This is a genomic window from Arthrobacter sp. P1_C12_2 (assembly GCF_056406415.1).
The window spans coordinates 41,998-59,577 of record NZ_JBFUAF010000010.1 but is presented as its reverse complement, the minus strand read 5'-3'; the positions used below and the strand labels follow the sequence as shown (position 1 = coordinate 59,577).

At 65.5% G+C, this 17,580-nt stretch carries 16 protein-coding genes; 11 read left to right on the top strand and 5 right to left on the bottom strand.

Annotation, left to right across the window (positions count from 1 at the left end; all coding sequences use genetic code 11):
• Positions 1-67 precede the first annotated feature (67 nt).
• Positions 68-2,473 carry a phosphoenolpyruvate synthase gene (ppsA, locus tag AC1DZQ_RS12380; protein ID WP_476963801.1) on the top strand — a complete coding sequence of 802 codons (2,406 nt, stop codon included), beginning with the start codon at positions 68-70 and terminating at the stop codon, positions 2,471-2,473.
• Between the two features lie 182 nt (positions 2,474-2,655).
• Here the strand turns inward: ppsA and AC1DZQ_RS12375 are convergent, their stop codons facing one another.
• Positions 2,656-3,360 carry an HAD family hydrolase gene (locus AC1DZQ_RS12375; protein ID WP_476963800.1) on the bottom strand — a complete coding sequence of 235 codons (705 nt, stop codon included), beginning with the start codon at positions 3,358-3,360 and terminating at the stop codon, positions 2,656-2,658.
• Positions 3,361-3,648: 288 nt separating this feature from the next.
• Here AC1DZQ_RS12375 and AC1DZQ_RS12370 point away from each other — a divergent pair, with 288 nt between their 5' ends.
• Positions 3,649-4,473, top strand: coding sequence for a VOC family protein (locus AC1DZQ_RS12370; protein WP_476963799.1), 825 nt, complete (start codon positions 3,649-3,651; stop codon positions 4,471-4,473).
• Between the two features lie 93 nt (positions 4,474-4,566).
• Here the strand turns inward: AC1DZQ_RS12370 and AC1DZQ_RS12365 are convergent, their stop codons facing one another.
• Positions 4,567-5,340, bottom strand: a complete 774-nt coding sequence (locus AC1DZQ_RS12365) for an ion transporter (protein ID WP_476963798.1) — start codon at positions 5,338-5,340, stop codon at positions 4,567-4,569.
• A gap of 97 nt (positions 5,341-5,437) precedes the next feature.
• Here AC1DZQ_RS12365 and AC1DZQ_RS12360 point away from each other — a divergent pair, with 97 nt between their 5' ends.
• The 6 genes from AC1DZQ_RS12360 to AC1DZQ_RS12335 all read left to right on the top strand — a co-directional run bounded on the left by AC1DZQ_RS12360 (position 5,438) and on the right by AC1DZQ_RS12335 (position 11,500).
• On the top strand, positions 5,438-5,641 hold the full coding sequence (locus tag AC1DZQ_RS12360; RefSeq protein ID WP_476963797.1) for a hypothetical protein: 204 nt from the start codon (positions 5,438-5,440) through the stop codon (positions 5,639-5,641).
• A 103-nt stretch (positions 5,642-5,744) separates the two neighbouring features.
• Entirely contained in the window at positions 5,745-6,350 is a 606-nt protein-coding gene (locus AC1DZQ_RS12355; RefSeq protein WP_476963796.1) for a DUF1326 domain-containing protein, read from the top strand.
• 105 nt (positions 6,351-6,455) lie between these two features.
• Positions 6,456-7,118 carry a DUF2182 domain-containing protein gene (locus AC1DZQ_RS12350; RefSeq protein ID WP_476963795.1) on the top strand — a complete coding sequence of 221 codons (663 nt, stop codon included), beginning with the start codon at positions 6,456-6,458 and terminating at the stop codon, positions 7,116-7,118.
• 36 nt (positions 7,119-7,154) lie between these two features.
• Positions 7,155-8,228, top strand: coding sequence for a hypothetical protein (locus tag AC1DZQ_RS12345; RefSeq protein WP_476963794.1), 1,074 nt, complete (start codon positions 7,155-7,157; stop codon positions 8,226-8,228).
• Positions 8,229-8,341: 113 nt separating this feature from the next.
• Positions 8,342-10,321, top strand: coding sequence for an aconitate hydratase (locus AC1DZQ_RS12340; protein WP_476963793.1), 1,980 nt, complete (start codon positions 8,342-8,344; stop codon positions 10,319-10,321).
• Positions 10,322-10,414: 93 nt separating this feature from the next.
• Positions 10,415-11,500, top strand: coding sequence for a DUF3616 domain-containing protein (locus tag AC1DZQ_RS12335; protein ID WP_476963792.1), 1,086 nt, complete (start codon positions 10,415-10,417; stop codon positions 11,498-11,500).
• 26 nt (positions 11,501-11,526) lie between these two features.
• On the opposite strand, the gene AC1DZQ_RS12330 is transcribed toward AC1DZQ_RS12335, so the two are convergent.
• The gene (locus tag AC1DZQ_RS12330; protein WP_476963791.1) at positions 11,527-12,387 is read right to left on the bottom strand and encodes an alpha/beta hydrolase; all 861 of its coding nucleotides are present in this window, start codon (positions 12,385-12,387) and stop codon (positions 11,527-11,529) included.
• Positions 12,388-12,568: 181 nt separating this feature from the next.
• Here AC1DZQ_RS12330 and AC1DZQ_RS12325 point away from each other — a divergent pair, with 181 nt between their 5' ends.
• The 3 genes from AC1DZQ_RS12325 (at position 12,569) to AC1DZQ_RS12315 (ending at position 14,899) form a co-directional block, all read left to right on the top strand.
• Positions 12,569-13,084, top strand: a complete 516-nt coding sequence (locus AC1DZQ_RS12325) for a hypothetical protein (protein WP_476963790.1) — start codon at positions 12,569-12,571, stop codon at positions 13,082-13,084.
• A gap of 128 nt (positions 13,085-13,212) precedes the next feature.
• Positions 13,213-14,484, top strand: coding sequence for an MFS transporter (locus tag AC1DZQ_RS12320; RefSeq protein ID WP_476963901.1), 1,272 nt, complete (start codon positions 13,213-13,215; stop codon positions 14,482-14,484).
• A 97-nt stretch (positions 14,485-14,581) separates the two neighbouring features.
• Positions 14,582-14,899 carry a hypothetical protein gene (locus AC1DZQ_RS12315; RefSeq protein ID WP_476963789.1) on the top strand — a complete coding sequence of 106 codons (318 nt, stop codon included), beginning with the start codon at positions 14,582-14,584 and terminating at the stop codon, positions 14,897-14,899.
• Between the two features lie 21 nt (positions 14,900-14,920).
• On the opposite strand, the gene AC1DZQ_RS12310 is transcribed toward AC1DZQ_RS12315, so the two are convergent.
• A complete protein-coding gene (locus AC1DZQ_RS12310) occupies positions 14,921-15,256 on the bottom strand; it encodes a hypothetical protein (RefSeq protein WP_476963788.1) in 336 nt (111 codons plus the stop codon).
• The gene (locus AC1DZQ_RS12305) at positions 15,246-17,387 is read right to left on the bottom strand and encodes a PKD domain-containing protein (protein ID WP_476963787.1); all 2,142 of its coding nucleotides are present in this window, start codon (positions 17,385-17,387) and stop codon (positions 15,246-15,248) included. Before AC1DZQ_RS12305 ends, AC1DZQ_RS12310 begins: the two co-directional genes overlap by 11 nt.
• Positions 17,388-17,580: the final 193 nt, after the last annotated feature.

Genomic DNA, 17,580 nt, shown 5'->3' with positions numbered 1-17,580 from the left:
ATCAACCGGCCATCGCCGCGAGCGGGCGGCGCACTTGCATGCCATCATCTGCAAAGGAGCAGCAAAAATGACGACAGACATCCTGTGGTTCTCAGAACTCGGACTCAAGGACCTGGACCGGGTGGGTGGAAAGAACGCCTCCCTCGGCGAGATGGTGCAGAACCTGACCTCTGCCGGCGTCCAGGTCCCGGACGGCTTCGCCACCACCGCGGATGCCTACCGCAACTTCCTGGCGGATTCCGGTCTGGACCAGAAGATCGCCGACCGGCTGGTCGGTCTGGACACCGACGATGTCACCGCCCTCGCCGCAGCCGGGCAGGAAATCCGGGCCCTCATGCGTGAGACGCCCTTCCTGCCGGACTTCGAAGCGCAGATCCGCGCCTCCTACCAGCAGTTGGTGGACAAGCACGGCGGCTCTGAGGACCTGTCCTGGGCCGTGCGTTCGAGCGCCACGGCGGAAGACCTCCCCGACGCCTCCTTCGCCGGGCAGCAGGAAACGTTCCTGAACGTCCGCGGCATCGAGAACATCCTGCTCGCCATCAAGGATGTGTTCGCGTCCCTCTACAACGACCGGGCGATTGCCTACCGGGTGCACCACAAGTTCGAGCACGCCGAGGTGGCGCTCTCGGCAGGCATCCAGCGCATGGTGCGCTCCGACGTCGGGGCCTCCGGCGTCATGTTCACCATGGACACGGAGTCCGGGTTCCAGGACGCCGTCTTCGTCACGTCCTCCTACGGCCTCGGCGAGGCCGTCGTCCAAGGCGCCGTCAACCCCGACGAGTTCTACGTATACAAGCCCGCGCTGCAGGCCGGCCGGCCGGCCATCCTCAAACGCGGACTGGGCGAGAAGGCCCTCCAGATGACCTACACGGCCAGCCGCGAAATCGGCCGCACCATCGACTTCGTCCCGGTCGAGGCCTCCTTGCGGAACCGCTTCAGCCTCAGCGACGACGACGTCGAGCAGCTCGCCCGGCACGCCGTCGCCATCGAGAACCACTACGGCCGCCCGATGGACATCGAATGGGGCAAGGACGGGATCGACGGCGGCCTGTACATCCTGCAGGCGCGCCCGGAGACCGTGCAGTCCCGCCGGGCCTCCGGCAGCCTGAGCCGTTTCCGGCTCAACGGGACCAGCCGGGTGCTGGTCGAGGGCCGCGCCATCGGTCAGCGCATCGGCGCCGGCAGCGTCCGCATCCTCACGTCGATCGACCAGATGGCCGCCTTCAAGACCGGCGACGTCCTCGTCGCCGACATGACCGACCCGGACTGGGAACCGATCATGAAGCGCGCCTCCGCCATTGTGACCAACCGCGGCGGACGCACCTGTCACGCGGCCATCATTGCCCGGGAACTGGGGATTCCCGCCGTCGTCGGCACCGGCGCGGCCACCGACGTGCTTTCCGACGGCCTAGAGGTGACCGTCTCCTGCGCCGACGGCGAGACCGGTGTCATCTATGAGGGCCTCCTGGACTTCAGCGTCGAGGAAACCGAGATCACCCAGCTTCCCGAGGCTCCCGTCAAGGTCATGATGAATGTCGGCACCCCGGAGCAGGCGTTCACCTTCGCGCAGCTGCCCAACCACGGGGTGGGCCTGGCCCGGCTCGAATTCATCATCAACCGCCAGATCGGCATCCACCCCAAGGCGCTGCTGAACCTGGACGAGCAGCCGGCTGACGTCGCCGCGGAAATCCGTGGGCGGATCGCGGCGTACGACAGCCCGCGCGACTACTACATCAAGCGCCTGGCCGAAGGCGTGTCCACCATCGCGGCGGCCTTCGCGCCGGAACCCGTGATTGTGCGCATGTCCGACTTCAAGTCCAACGAGTACGCCAACCTCATTGGCGGACCCGCCTACGAGCCGCATGAGGAGAACCCGATGATCGGCTTCCGCGGTGCCTCACGGTATCTGGAGCCATCCTTCCGGGACTGCTTCGACCTTGAGTGCGAGGCCCTGTCCTTCGTCCGCAACGAGATGGGGCTTACCAACGTCAAGCTGATGATCCCCTTCGTGCGGACCTTGGACGAGGCCCGCGGCGTCATTGAACTGTTGGGGGAGAATGGCCTCACCCGCGGCGAGAACGGCCTCGAGGTGATCATGATGTGCGAGATCCCGTCCAACGCCCTGCTCGCCGACGAGTTCCTGGACTACTTCGACGGATTCTCCATCGGCTCCAATGACATGACCCAGCTGGCCCTGGGCCTGGACCGGGATTCCGCGATTGTCTCTGGCGGCTTCGACGAACGCGACCCCGCCGTCAAGAAGCTCCTGAGCATGGCCATCAAGGCCTGCAAGGCGCGCGGCAAGTATGTCGGCATCTGCGGCCAGGGTCCCAGCGACCACACGGACTTCGCCGAGTGGCTGGTCGAGGAAGGCATCGATTCCGTCTCCTTGAACCCCGACACCGTGGTGGATACCTGGCTCCGGCTCGCCGGCGCGACCGTCGAGGCCGAGGCCGGCGCCGAGGCGAACTGACAGCACGGCTCCGAGGGTAGGAGAGGCAGGACACCCGATGGGCAGCACGGACTACGAATTCCAGTCCGTGCTGCCGGGGGCTGGCAGTTCATGCGATCGGAGGCCCCTGGGCAGGGGCTGTGCACGGCACTGGGCCTCGACTACGCTTATCGGGCTCAATGTACAGACCCGCGACGAGAAGCTTAGGCGCCCTGCGATCCGGCGCTCAGCTTTCCAATAGCGCTGCTTTCAAGGTTCTCCAACAGGTGCCGCGGATTGTCGTATACCTCTGCGGCGCCGGCCTCCCGCAGCTCGGCTTCGCTGATTCCGCCGCAGGTCAGGGCGATGGCGGGAACTCCGATTGCCGCGGCGGCCAACACGTCCCAGACGGCGTCGCCAACATACACGACGTCCGCCGGGCTGAGTTCAAGCTTGTCCAGGCACGCTAGGAGGATGTCGGGAGCGGGCTTGCTCTCGTCGGCGTCGTTGGAACTGGTCCACGCATCGATGGACGTGCCGGCGTCCAGGAGGCGCCGGGTGACGTCCAGGTCGCGCTGCTGCGCCGAAGATGCCAAGCCCACGGCCAGCCCGGCGCCGGAGCACGCGGCCAGGAGGTCCCGGGCAGAGTCGAAAGGCCGCAGGGAAGGCCAGAAGGTGGAGAACACGGCGCCGTGCGCGGATTTGAAGCCTTCCTGCATGTCCTTGGTGCACCCGGGAACCAAGTGTTCGATGAGCTTGTCGCCGCCCATGCCAACGCAGCGGTGGATGGCGGAGATCTGGATGTCCAGCCCCTCCCGCCGGAACGCCTGCCACCAGGCAAGGGCGTGGAAATAGCTGGAGTCAATCAAGGTCCCATCGACGTCGAAAAGGACGCCGCGTTTCTTTTCGGATTTTGAGCCTGACGCCATTGCTACCCCACCTTTTGTTGAGGGCGGCCGCATGCGCCGGACCCGGCAAGGGCTCGCCCTATAACGGATTCTTCCAGTCCGGGGTCCGAAAGACCCGTCAAGCGTCCTCAGCGTCCACGATCAGAACGCCACAGTCACTCTCCGGAGAATCCACCAATTCCCTATGTCCGGCCACTTCAACCTCCTCGCCTCTGATGGAAGCGTGCCTAGTAAGACTACCTAATAGAGAAGTTGAGGGCCCGGCCAGGCTCGGGATCGCTAGGCTATGTCCATGGACGGGAGCGAGACATGACCCAACGGACCTACCCGCAGGGCGTCCCGAGTTGGATCGACACCGAGCAGCCTGACGTCGAGGCGGCCGCCGAGTTCTACGCCGGAATCTTCGGCTGGACGTTTGAGGACGCCATGCCGGCGGGAGCAAGGGGCCGGTACTTGATAGCAAAGCTCGACGGCGAAGACGTCGCTGGGATGGCCGGCACCCAGGGTGCCGCTGCGTGGAGTACCTACGTATCGGTCGAGGACGCGGATGCAGCGGTGCAGCGACTGGTCGCTGCCGGCGCTACGGTGCGATCTGCGCCTGCCGATGCGGGCGAGGGCGGCCRCAGTGCGGTCCTGACCGATCCGGAGGGCGCCGAGTTCCGCATCTGGCAGGCCAGGCGACGCTTGGGGGCACAAGTGGCCAATCAGCCAGGGGCCTGGAATTTCAGCGATCTCCACACGCCTAACCCCGGCGCGGCCATTAAGTTCTACGAAGACGCGTTCGGCTGGCAGGTCGACGACCTCGGCTTCGCCATGATGATCCGCAGGCCCGGTTATGGTGATCACCTTGAGGCGACAGTCGATCCCGGCATCAGGGCCAGGCAGTCAGGGCTGGCCGCCCCACCTGGCTTCGAGGACGCGATCGCCTGGATCGCGCCCACCGCCCCCGGCGAGCCGTCGCACTGGCACGTCTCGTTCACCGTTGCCGACCGGGACCAGACGGTGGTTGATGCAAAGCGACTCGGCGCCCAAGTCCTAAGCCAAAACGACACCGAGTGGACGCGCACGGCACTGATCCGGGACCCCCAGGGAGCGGAGTTCACCGCCAGCCAGTTCACGCCCCCGTCGGGATGAGCGATCCTTCAACAGGCGGTGCCGGGTCAGATGGCGGCAGCTATGGGGCGAAGCGTTGCGTTGCAACATCCCCGAGCGACTACGGGGAGACGTTCACCCGGTTGGCCCGGCAAGCAGCTTTCTGATCTCGGTGAGCTTGGCTTCGGACTCTTCGAGGCGCAGGCGGAGTCCGTCGACCGTCGCGGTGCCCGTGCCAGCCGCATCGACCGGCGGTGCGGGACTCTTGGGGGACAGGAAGAAGTTGGCCAGGTAGCCGGTGAATGTGCCGAAGATGCCGACTCCGAGGACAATGATGCCTGCCCCGATGATTCGGCCCGGTTCGGTGACCGGATACTGGTCACCGTATCCGACTGTCGAGATCGTGACGATCGTGTACCAGATGGCGTCCGAGGCGGTCGTGATGTTGGCCCCCGGGGCGTACTGCTCGACGCGGAGCATGGCGAAGCTTCCGAATTCCAGCACGAGAATGCCCATGAGCAGCAGTATGTACAGAGAGCTGCCGGCCCGATCCTTGATCAGCGCGCGGCTGATCGCGCGAATGCCGACCTCGCGGAGCAGGCGGTACACCCGGATCAGCCGGAAGATGCGCAGGATCTTGAATTGCGCGACAGGCACGCTGGCCAACAGGTCGGCCCAGCCGAAGTGCTTGAAGAAATAGGCGCCGGCCGATGGCGCGGTGATGATCCGGTAGAGGAAGTCAGCGAGGAAGATCACACTGAAAATGGCGTTCATCACGGTGAGTACGCTGTCGAGGTATTGGTCCTGCACGACATACAAGAGCACGAGATTGAGGATCGACAGGATCGAAAGGATACCGATGAAGATCTCGTATCCGGTGCTCTTCAGTTCACTTCGTTCCTTGGTCATATGAGGATTCTGGCACGCAAGTAGCGGCTGGCCGACGCTTTTTCGGGAGTAGGGTTTGCCTTGGCAGACGAAGGGGTCGGCAGATGAAAGGATCCAAATGAGCTATAAATATCGAACCGTCCGGGTTCGCGGCACTGACCTGGTTGGAACCATCGCGCGAAAACACGGGAGCGCGCCCGAGATCTACGAAACCTCGAAGGACCCGAGCACTTCAGTAGTTCCAGTGTTCTTCGAGGCAACCGGCGAAGTCCGATTCTTCGACAGGTCAGTGCTGGAGGACGTCGTGACGCCGGCCAGTTAGCCGGGCCCGGAGGGCCTCATGCACGGTCACCATCCACCGTTGACACTGTTCAGGGCCGCGAGGAGACTTTATTTTTGGGGGGCCTCTTCGAAAGGAGCCCCAAATGCCGTGGCATCTCGAGGGTACATATTTTGAGAATTGCAACTGCGACATGGTCTGCCCGTGTACGGCTTCAGGGCAGACCGCGCCGGCGGATAACGAACGATGCAACGTGGCCTTGGCCTTCCACGTCGAAACCGGCGAAGTGAACGGTGTCGACGTCGGCGGTCTGACAGTCTGCGTCCTAGCCGACACCCCGGCTCTGATGAGTGACGGGGGCTGGAAGGTCGGCGTTCTGATGGATGCCGCCGCCTCAGCTGAGCAGGCCGAAGCGCTCGGTGCAGTCTTCGGCGGACAGCTCGGCGGACCGATGGAGGGCCTCGCCCCCTTGATCGGTGAAATGGCAGGCATGGAATCCCTGGACATGGCCTACGCCGACAACGGGCGTGTCCACCAGGTCCGCATTGGCAGTGCAGTCGAGATGGTGGTCGAGGACTTCATGAATCCATTTGATTCCACCGGGCGAGGCGTGAAACTTAGCGGGGTCGGATTCCCGGCCGACACTCTGGCAGCCGGCACATCCAGCACCGCCCGCGTCGACGTGTTCGGGATGACTTGGGATAACGCCGGGAAGAACTCCTTCTCGGCCCCCTTCGCCTGGTCCGCTTAGGTGCCGGGCAGGAGCGGCCTGACAGTTAGCCACCATGCCGCAGAGTTGGCGTTGATCGGGTGCGCCGCACTGGCGTGGTATCTGACTTTCGTAGGCCTCGCCGACATGTCCACAGGCCCGGGAACCATGGGACTGGGGCTCTGGGGTTTCCTGGGCGTGTGGACGCTGATGATGGCAGCCATGATGTTGCCGGCGCTCGCGCCTCTCACTTCGACGTACCTCAGGTCCATCCGTGCCGTCCGCAGCCGCCGGGTCCGGGCCATCCGGACAACTGCTCTGGTCGGCGGTTACCTTTTGACGTGGATCGGATTCGGAGTCGTTGCCTACGCGGCCGCGGCGCTGTCTGCGCTGCTGGCTGAGGACGAGGCGGATATCGCACCTTGGGTCGGAGCTGGAGTGCTTGTGGCGGCCGGCGCCTACCAGCTGACCCCGCTGAAGGATTTCTGTCTCAGGCACTGCCGGTCGCCCATAGCATTCCTGCTGCACGTATCCGGGTACAAGGGCCGCCTGCGGGATGTCCGGGTCGGCATGTACCACGGCGTGTATTGCGTGGGCTGCTGTTGGGGACTCATGGTGGTGCTGATTGCTGTTGGCGTGATGAACCTGGCATGGATGGCGGTGCTCACGGTAGTCATCTTCCTGGAGAAGACGTGGAAATACGGGCCCGCCCTGAGCCGGATCACTGGAGTCTCACTGATTGTTTTCGCGCTGTTCGTCCCGGCCCACCCGGAGCTGCTGCCCGGGCTCCAGATGACCGCGCCCATGTGAGGGACGGTAGTCACGTTGAGTGCGAGGAGAGCGACCATGGTTGACACGGCAGCACGGACCCTCCGGGCAGGGGCCCGGAACGATCTTGTGACGGAACTGCTGGGCATCTGGCTCCTCCTGGCAGTCTTCCTGGACGGCTGGGCCCACCTGCACCTTCCCGGACTGGAAACCTTCTTCACCCCATGGCACGCAGCGCTATATTCGGGCCTCGTGGCCACCGCCGCGTGGACGGCAAGCGTGATCTGGAGGAACCGTCAGCCAGGGCGGCCGTTGACCCGGTCGGTACCGGCCGGCTACCGGGGCACGGTCACCGGACTCGTCCTTTTCGCCGTCGCCGGCGTTCTGGATCTGGCCTGGCATGAGATCCTGGGCATCGAAGTCTCCCTGGATGCGCTGGTGAGCCCCACACACTTGCTGCTGGGGTTCAGCCTCTTCCTCATCCTCGGCACCGGCATCCGTAGTGCACGGGCCGCCAGCGGCTCAGAGGCCTTCAAATGGACGCCGCCTGCAGTACTGTCTCTCGCCCTGATGACCGGCCTGGGGGCCTTCTTCCTCATCTACTGCTCGGCCTTCGTCCGTACCCCGCCGGCCGTCCCATATCTACAGACGCCGATCGGGAGCCCCGGGCACACCCAGGCGGAGCTGCCCCCGGCCCTCGGACTGGCCAGCTATCTGGTGACCACAGCGCTGATCATCGCCCCCTTCCTCTACACCCTCTCCGGATCCYGTCGGCCGCCCTACGGCATTGCCACCATCCTGGTCGCCGTGGTGGCGTGGCTGCCCCTGGCCATGTCGGGGCTGCGCCCGGCAGCGGTCGCCGGCGCGGCCGGGGCCATGGCTGCCGCGGTCGTGGCTGACGTGCTGCTCGCCCGACGGCCGGGGCCGTGGCTGAGGCGCCGGCTGCCGGCGGTCACCGCAATACTGGCGGCACTGATCTGGACAGGCCAACTGGCCGGCATCGCCGTGGGTTCATCGATTCAATGGCCCGTGTCGATGTGGCTGGGAGCCGTTGTGCTCAGTGCGGGATTGGCTGCGGCCCTGGCCTTCCTCAGCTCCTGGAATACCACGAGCGCCGGTACCGCCCAGGCATCCTTGCCAGAGGGCGTCTAATCTCCACTGTTCCCGGCGCCGGGAGTGGACTATTTTGGGGATAGGGAGTGCCCGGTGGCCGGTTCATTGTCGACGGCGGCGTCCGGCCTCCCCATCGAGTAAGGAAGCCCACCGTGGCCCACAACGTGGCCCAAAAGCTCATAGCATCCCATCTGGTGGCCGGGGAGATGATTCCCGGACATGAGATTGCTTTGCATATCGATCAGACCCTCACCCAGGACGCGACCGGGACGCTGGTCATGCTTGAACTGGAGGCCCTAGGGCTCGACCAGGCACAAACTGAAGTATCCGTGCAGTACGTGGACCACAACCTGTTGCAGGCTGACAGCAGGAACGCGGAGGACCATGATTTTCTCCGCTCGGCCTGCCGCCGGTTTGGTCTGTGGTTCTCGAAGGCCGGCAACGGGGTGTCGCATCCGACGCACATGCAACGGTTCGGCAGTCCGGGCAAAACCATGGTCGGCTCCGACAGCCATACCCCGGCCGCAGGTTCACTGGGGATGCTGGCAATCGGCGTCGGCGGCACCGAGGTAGCCCTGGCAATCGCGGGCGAGCCGCTCTACCTGAAGATGCCGGAGATCTGGGGCGTCCGGCTTACCGGCAAGCTGCCGCCGTGGACCAGCGCCAAGGACGTCATTCTCGAAATGCTGCGCCGGCACGGCGTGAAGGGCGGCAGGGACCGGATCATCGAATACCACGGTCCCGGCCTCGCCACCCTGAGCGCTATGGACCGGCACGTGATCGCCAACATGGGCGCCGAACTCGGTGCAACCAGCACGGTCTTCCCGGCCGACGACCAGGTCCGGGCCTTCCTGCGCTCCGAACAGCGCGAGGGCGACTTCACCGAACTCCTCGCCGATTCCGATGCCACCTACGACGTGACCGACGAGATCGACCTCTCCACGATCGAGCCGCTCATCGCCCTGCCCAGCTCACCCGGCAACGTCGTTCCGGTGCGGGAGGTTGCAGGCAGGGCGGTGACTCAGGTCGTGATTGGGTCCTCAGCGAACCCGGGCTTGCGCGACTTCGCCATTGTCGCCGCAATCACGAAGGGGCGGCAGTGCCACCCCGGACTGTCTTTCGACGTCAATCCGAGTTCCCGACAAATCCTGCAGGACCTCACGAAAATGGGGTCCACGTTTGATCTGATCAGCGCCGGAGCCCGGCTGCATCAGAGCGGCTGCATGGGCTGTATCGGTATGGGCCAGGCCCCCGCGAACGGAAGCAACAGCCTGCGCACAATGCCGCGCAACTTTCCCGGCCGCTCGGGCACGAAGGAGGACTCGGTCTACCTCTGCTCACCGGAGACGGCCGCGGCTGCCGCACTCACCGGAACGATCACCGACCCGCGGGACCTGACAGAGCTCTTCGACCTGGAATACCCCGAGATCGAACTTCCCGACGTGTCGAGCGTGAACCTGGCAATGCTGGAGAAACCCTTGGCGCCGGAGGAAGCGGCACAGGTAGCACTGGTCAAGGGCGAAAACATTTCCTCGCTTCCCGTATTCGGCCCCCTCGCCGACCGCATCGAGGCACCAGTCGCCTTGGTCGTGGGCAATGATGTCTCCACGGATGAGATTCTGCCAGCCGGTGCACGGGTTCTGCCCTACCGCAGCAACATCCCCAAACTCGCCGAATTCACCTTCGACCAGGTCGACCCCACCTACCCCGCCCGCGCCGCAGGAAGCCGCGACTCGACGGGCCACATCCTGGTCGGCGGCACGAACTACGGCCAGGGATCCTCACGGGAACACGCCGCTATCACCCCGCGCTTCCTCGGGCTGCGCGCAGTGGTGGCGGTCTCGTTCGCGCGGATCCACTGGCAGAACCTGGCTAATTTCGGCGTCCTCGCACTCGAGTTCACGAATGCCGCCGATCACGACCGCATCGAACAAGGCGATATGCTCGCGCTGACAGGACTCCACGACGCCCTCATGACAGGCAAGGAGATCCTCGTGCAGAACGTGACCCGCGGCGAGGTCTACCCTGTGCGGCACAGCCTCTCCAGCCGTCAGGTGGACATGCTCCTGGCAGGCGGCCTCATCCCCTGGCTGCGCGAACGGAGAGCGCGGGACGCCCTCGACCCGGGCTAGCGCGTGAGACCGGTGGATGATGATGGTGACGTCCTGAAGCATTGGAGCAGAAATGAGGGACCGACTGTTGCTGATGAGGCGGGGTGATCCCCGGTGAGCGGATGGCCGCGTCCGGACGAGCCCTCCGGCGAAATCACCCTCATACTCGATCAGCGCAGCACCCTCGATCCTAAGGCCGACCTCCGCGACGGGTTGTCCGCGGTCGCCCGCCAGGGCCTCCACCTTTGGGTCGCCAATGATGAGACAACCAGCCTTGAGCGGCTCACGCTTGAGGCCGGCGGCCGGGCGCGCGCCCATCGCAGCTTCGATCTCACCCACCTCCTTGAGCTGCCTGGGGACAGCGGTGAGATGGACATCGAAGGCCTGGATGTCGAAGGTGACACGCTGTGGCTGGTCGGATCGCACAGCGCGGCCCGCAAACAGGTCAAGAACAACGCCACGCCCGCAGAGGCGCAGGGATCCCTGGCGACGGTGCAGGTCAGCCAGCGCCGGCGGGTGTTGGCCCGGCTCTCCACCAAGACCCTCCTCGAACCCGGCGGCCGCCCGACGGAGCAGCAACAGCCCGCCGTATTGGGCCTTGGCCGGGGCGCGGACCTGGTGGATCTTCTGGCCGATGACCCCCACCTGGGGAGCTTCATACAGACCTCGCATACCGGGTCGCGCCCGATCCCGGGCAAGGACAACGGTATTGACTGCGAGGGCCTCGCCGCAGCCGGGAACCGCGTGTTCATCGGATTGCGCGGGCCTGTGCTGCGCGGCTGGGCGATGATCATCGAGCTCCAGGTTGGTGACGGGACCCGCCTGGAGTCGCAGCCGATTGGCCCCGGCAACCGGCGCTACCGCAAGCATTTCCTCCACCTGCATGGTTTGGGCGTGCGGGACCTGTGCCGTCACGGCGAAGACCTGCTCGTCCTGGCCGGACCCACTATGGAGCTCGACGGGCGCACAGCGGTGTTTCGCTGGCGGAATGCGCTGACGTCCCAAGCCGAGGCCGTCCTTCAGAAAGGCGACCTGCACTGCGAATTCGACGCGCCGTTCGGTGAGGGTGAAGACCATGCCGAGGGGATCACCGTGCTCGACGGCGGCAGGGCTGCCTTGGTCCTGTACGGGACGCCGGCCGGCAAGCGCAAGACCGGACACCACGAGATCAAGGCCGACGTCTTCCGCCTGAGCAGATAGCACGTGCCACTTATCGGATCCGTTTCCTACTGCTCCCGGCTCACCTTGCCGAGCCAGGTCTGCAGGAGGGGAACGACGACGTCGCTGTGCATCGCGCTCAGGTGATCAAGTGCCGGGAGTACTTGCACGTCCCACCCGGCCTCGATGAGCTCGCGCTCATGGGCCGCAAGCGGTTCGCCGATTCGCACCGTCACGTCTCCCCAGCGTGGTCCGTAAACGATTTGATCGGCGGAGCCGGCGAACGCAAGCCGGGGCAGATCCGGCGCCACGCCAACAGTTGAATCGTCGAAGCCTTGGAGCGCTTCGTACAGCGTGACGAACTGCCGGGTTTGTGCTTCGTTGGTCTGTATTCTGGCGGCATCCCAGTCGCCTGGTTCGACCGGGACGTTGACCGCCTGCGATTGTTCCGGGGATCTGGCAGCCGCCGTGTGGGCCGCCTCCGTCACCGCCAACATGCTTTCATACGGGCCCTCGAGTGGCGGGAATCCGCCCATGACGAGCGCCCAGAGCCGATTTGTGCGGATCGCCAGCTGTAAACCACACAGGGCCAGCCAGGAGTACCCGTAGTACCCGAAGGTCTCGGCGTGTGCCGCATCAGCGATAGCCAGCAAATCTGCGGTGACGTTCTCCGGGGTGAGAGTAGCCGGCGCCGGGTGCGCCATCCGGTGCCCCTCGTAGTCGGCCACGACCACCCGATAGGACTGCGAGAGACCCGCCACAAGATTGGGCCCGAGGTCAGGGTCCGCGCCCCAGTCGAGCATCGTTTGGGCTTCCGACGCTGAACGCGGCGACAAATTCGCGGGGATGAGAAGCGCCCGGCCTTCGCCGCTGACCAGAATGGGAATTCTCGTGCCGTCGTGCAAAACGGCCTCAGCCGTGTGGGCCACCAGGATCCTCCTCCTCGGCATTACTCCAGTGGATAAAGTCTGGCACCGGGACGCTCACTCCGGAACGCCCAGCAGCCACCGGCCCGCGGCGATTCCGCACCGGGACAGTACTTCTTGGCGTGACGTGCGCTCCGGTAGGGTGGTGAACCCGACGCAACCCTTCGACCAGAGTGGGGCTTTCATGGCACCGAAGATTTCCGGCAGGATCGATAAGAAATTGTTCGGGCTCTACCTCTCGGACCACGTCGCGGGGGCCACCGCGGGGCAGGGCCGCATAGAGCGCATGGCGCGCGACTTCACGGACACTCCCTTCCACGCCGAACTTGCGGCGCTTGCCACCGAGATCAGGGAGGAGCGGGAGTACGTGCGCGGACTAGTGGGGGATTTTGGCCTGCCGCGGCGAACTCCGCGGCGGGTGGCGGCGTGGGTCGCGGAGCGTGYCGGCAGACTCAAGCTCAACGGGCGGGTGGTGAGCCGCTCGCCGATGACGCTGGTGCTGGAGTCCGAGGTCATGCGGTCGGCGGTGATGGGAAAACTGGGGCTGTGGCAGACGTTGCACGACCTCGCCGGCGATCTGGGACTGGACGGTTCCAGGTTCGACGGACTGGCCACCAAGGCACGCGAACAGATCGCCACCCTGGACCGGGTCCATGAATACGCCCGCCGGCAGTCGTTCTACACGACCCCGGGCAGCTGARCAGGCCTGGCCGCTCCGGGTCGATCATTCACGTCGTGCCCTCAGCCTGATCTGCACTGGCGCGCGCCGGCAGGGGAGACGAGAATGGGCTCGTGCTCCCTCCTCGCCCGGGCGGGGACGGCGACGCGATGAACGCCGCCGCCCGAAAGATTCAGCGCATCTATCTGACGTTGACGCTGGGCAATACCCTTGCGGCCTCGTTCATCTGGGGGATCAACACCCTCTTCCTGCTCGATGCCGGACTCAGTAACTTCGAGGCGTTTGCCGCAAATGCCTTCTTCACGGCCGGCATGGTGCTGTTCGAGGTGCCCACCGGGGTGGTTGCCGACGGTTGGGGGCGCCGCGTGTCCTTCCTGCTCGGAACCGTGACTCTCGCCGTCTCGACCTACTTGTACTACCTGCTCTGGCAGTTTTCCGCCCCGTTCTTGTGGTGGGCTGTGGTGTCGGTCCTGCTCGGCCTGGGCTTCACTTTCTTCTCTGGAGCGGTGGAGGCCTGGCTCGTCGATGCCCTGCGCTTCTCGGGGTATGAAGGCGGGATGGAGGCGGTGCTCGGCCGGGGCCAGATGGTCGCCGGTGTCGCGATGCTCGCCGGTTCCGTCGCCGGCGGCGTGATTGCGCAGGCCACCAATCTGGGCGTGCCGTTCCTGCTGCGCGTGGGCGTGCTGCTGGCCATGTTCGCCGTCGCCTTTGGGCTCATGCACGACGTCGGGTTCACGCCCGAACGCTCGAGCCATCCCCTTCAGGCGACCCGGGCCGTACTCAACGCCTCGATCGAGAACGGCCTGAAGAATCCGCCCGTACGTTACGTGATGCTGGCCGCGCCGTTCACCGCCGGCGTCGGGATCTATGTGTTTTACGCCCTCCAGCCGTACCTGCTTGAGCTTTATGGGGACCCTCACGCGTATTCCATCGCGGGCCTCGCGGCGGCCATCGTGGCCGGGGCACAGGTGCTCGGCGGCTGGATGGCTCCGCGGGTCCGGCGCCTTTTCCGCCGGCGCACCACCGTATTAATCCTGAGCAGCATCTTTGACACGATGATCCTGGTGGTGCTCGGGTTCACCCACGTGTTCTGGGTGGCCCTGGTGTTGCTGGCGGTCTGGGCAATGGTGTCATCGGCGGGCATCCCGGTGCGGCAGGCGTACCTGAACGACATGATCGCCTCGAAGCAACGGGCCACAGTGCTCAGCTTCGATTCCCTCATGGGCTCAAGCGGTGGCGTGGTGGTCCAGCCGCTGCTCGGCCGGGCGGCCGATGTGTACAGCTACGCGGCGTCGCTGGCGATCGGCGGCGTGATCGAGTTGATCGCGGTGCCGTTCCTGCTGGCGAGCCGCCGGCAACGCCACCAGGCCGATCAGGCCAACGCCCCGACCAGCACGAGCACCGGATCCCAGCCGGCGTAGGACGCCATCGGGAAATATCACTTCGGCCACGCTCCTTACTTGGCGGGGCCTTCCGGGCCTACAGTTGGGCGTGTAGACCGTCGACAGGAGCGCCTCAGTGATTACCCTGCAGATCGAACACCAGGTCCGGGATTTTGCCATGTGGCGGCGGGCTTTTGACAGTGATCCGCTGGACCGCGCCGCGTCGGGCGTGCGGTCATACCGGATCTCGCGCCCGCTTGACCAGCATGATTATGTGATGCTGGAGATGGATTTCGATACCCAGGCGGCGGCGGTGGACTTCCTGGGCCGGCTGCAGAACGATACGTGGAAAACGGGTGTGACGGCGCCGGCGCTGGTCGGTGAGCCATCGACGAGAATCATCGAAACGGTCGCCGTCGAGAATGTGGTTGCCCCTGAGCGCGACCTTCGGTAGAAGGCCTGCTCCGGCGCGCCATCACTTGCCCGCCCCCGGCAGCCCCGGTGGAGTGCCAAGTGGCTGTTCGCGGTTCCGGAGGTACTGCAACAGCGCGGTTTCCGGATCCCAGGGATGCTCGTTGACGTGACCCCGCAGACGCACCCGGTGCTCTTCCAGTTCCGGCCCGTCGCTGTTGAGAAGGCTGTCAATGATTTCGAGTACCTGCAGCCGCAAGGACGTGCCGGCACACTCATCAGGCGCGGATCCGGTGGACAGCGCGCTGGCGGTGGACGGCGTCTGTTGGGCCAGGTCCCGGGAGGCGGCCGGACTGGCGGCCGCCTCCCGGGATCCGGCGGCAGGATGGTTACTGGACACGGATTGCAAAGCCGGTTGCGGTGCCGCCCAGCGGAGACTCAACGCTCACACTCTGACCGGCCCGGCCTGCAACAGTCGATGTACCTCGCAGGGCAAACGCTCCCGTGGCGTCCACTATGGCCGTGCCCAGGACCGTTCCGTCCAAGCCGCCGAGGTGTATCGTCACCGACTGACCGGCCGGAATGGAGCTGGTGCCGTCCACCCGCCATTCCCGCTTGCTGGCCGTGTAGCGGGCGGAGGTAACCACCACAGCGTCGGCGCGCGGGGTGACCGTCACCTGGGCATCGCTTGAGGACCCGTCAGGGCTTCCAACCGTCAGTTTGAAGGTCAGCGCGCCCGAACCCGCTGGGTACTTGTACAGCGGGAACGTAAAGGAGGGGCGGGCGGAATTGGCGCCGGTGAGGGTGACGCTGGCATCACCCGGGCCCACAAGCTGCGTCCAGGAATACGTAGCCGCGCCGGTGGAACCGCTGCCGTCCAGGGTGACCTTGGCTCCGCGTTGCACGCCTTGCTGGTTGGGTCCGGCGTTTGCCGCCGCCGGGACGGATGCCGTGACCGTCACGGTGACAGTTGCCGTGCTCGGCCCGCCCGGCCCGTTGACCGTGAGGGAAAAGACGTAGTCTCCCGGCGAGGGGGCGGTAAAGCTGGGCCGGATCGCGTTGGGATCGCTCAGGACAATTCCGGACGGGCTGGTCCACGAGTAGGTGGACACCGGACCGCTGGAGGCGGACCCGTCCAGGTCTACCTTCTGACCTTCGTGGACCGTTTGGTCGGCGCCGGCCTGGGCCGCCACTGGAATCGGCGCGCGGGCGCTGCCGGTCACCTCGACAGGCAACACCACTTCGCCGTTGGCGTCCGATCGAACGGTGACAGAAACAGGAGGTGCTGCGAGAGGGCCCGAGGCCAGGGAACCCGATGGGAGCTCGCCGAACCCGACGGCGGTCAGGGTCCGCCCACCCGCCGTATCGCTGGACACGGCTTCGATGGTCAGCACCCCGCTGTCGGTGTTGAAGGTGGCCTTACCGCTGACCCTGTCAACGACGTCGATCTTCTTCACCGACGCCGGAACGTCTCCCGAGTTCGTGACAGTGACCGAAGCCGGCGGCTGGGGTCCGTCAAACGCGATCCTGGCGAAGTACTTGCCGCCGGATCCCTCCAGCGCCGTCGGACTGAAGACTGCGCTGCCGGCGGACGAGTCCGAGAGCTGAATTGATTGCGGTCCGGATTCGCTCGATGCAAAGACGTCCACGGTCCCTGAAGTGAGCGATGACCTGGAATATGTCGCCCGCTCCGGGGCCACACCGCTGTTGGTCGCGAGTTTTCCCTGCACCGTGAAGAGGTCGGTTTCTAAGCAGTCCGCCACCGGTCCGGAAACGGAAGGGCATGCATCCGTGGTTCCCGGATTGATGCCCGGGCCCTCGATGCGGAAGACATTGGTCCCGTACGGGCTGCCGGTGATCTTGTGGGGGGTGGTGCCATCGCCGACGTACGTGTTCTTGCCGTTGGCGTCGGGCTTCAGGGCCGGATCGGTGGGGTAGGTATCCCAGGTCAGGAACGGTCCGATCCGTCCACCCAGGGCGCCCGAGAAGTCTCCCTTTCCGCCGATGCCGATGTCCTCGGTGTCGAAGACGATGCCCGGCTTCGATGTCCGGACGGTTTTGGTGCCCGCGGGGGTGGTGAACTTGTAATCGACGCCGTCCCTGACATTGGTGATTTTCAGCCGAAGCCGGGCGAAGGTGACCTGGTCGCCGTCGGCAACCGGTCCGCTGCCGAACGCCTGTTCCAGGGCGATCACGGCGAGCGCTTTGCCACCACCCGCTGTGTCCATCGTGCCGGTGGTCAGAGAATAGAAACCCTCGTCCGGGTAGTTGTCCGGGAACGAAACCGGCGCGGCTTCATCGGGCAGCGGCCCGCGGGCCGGGCACAGCGGATCGGCCTGCGCTATGCACTTCTCCAGCCTGAGCCCGGTACGGTCGCGATACCAGACCGGGTAACCGTCCGTCGCGTCGACGGGGCCGGCCTCCGCGAGCCCTGGCCCGTTGACTCCGGGAGGGCCGACGGCGGCCGAGGCCAGGCCAGCCAACGAGACGACCGCAAAAATCGCCATAAGGAACGCAAGTATTCGTTTCATCACGACATCCATCCTGTGCTTTTCTCGCCCCACCGCCGTGGCGGGAGGAACAGGGGTGCGCCGGCCGGCGCACTGTGTGAGCGTCACGGTATGGACTGGGACTTGTAACAATCCTGTGATGACGGGAACCTGCTGCCGCGGGCCGGTGCCCAGACGCCGCTGGTTCCAAGGGTTTCCCTAGGGCGCTCCGGGG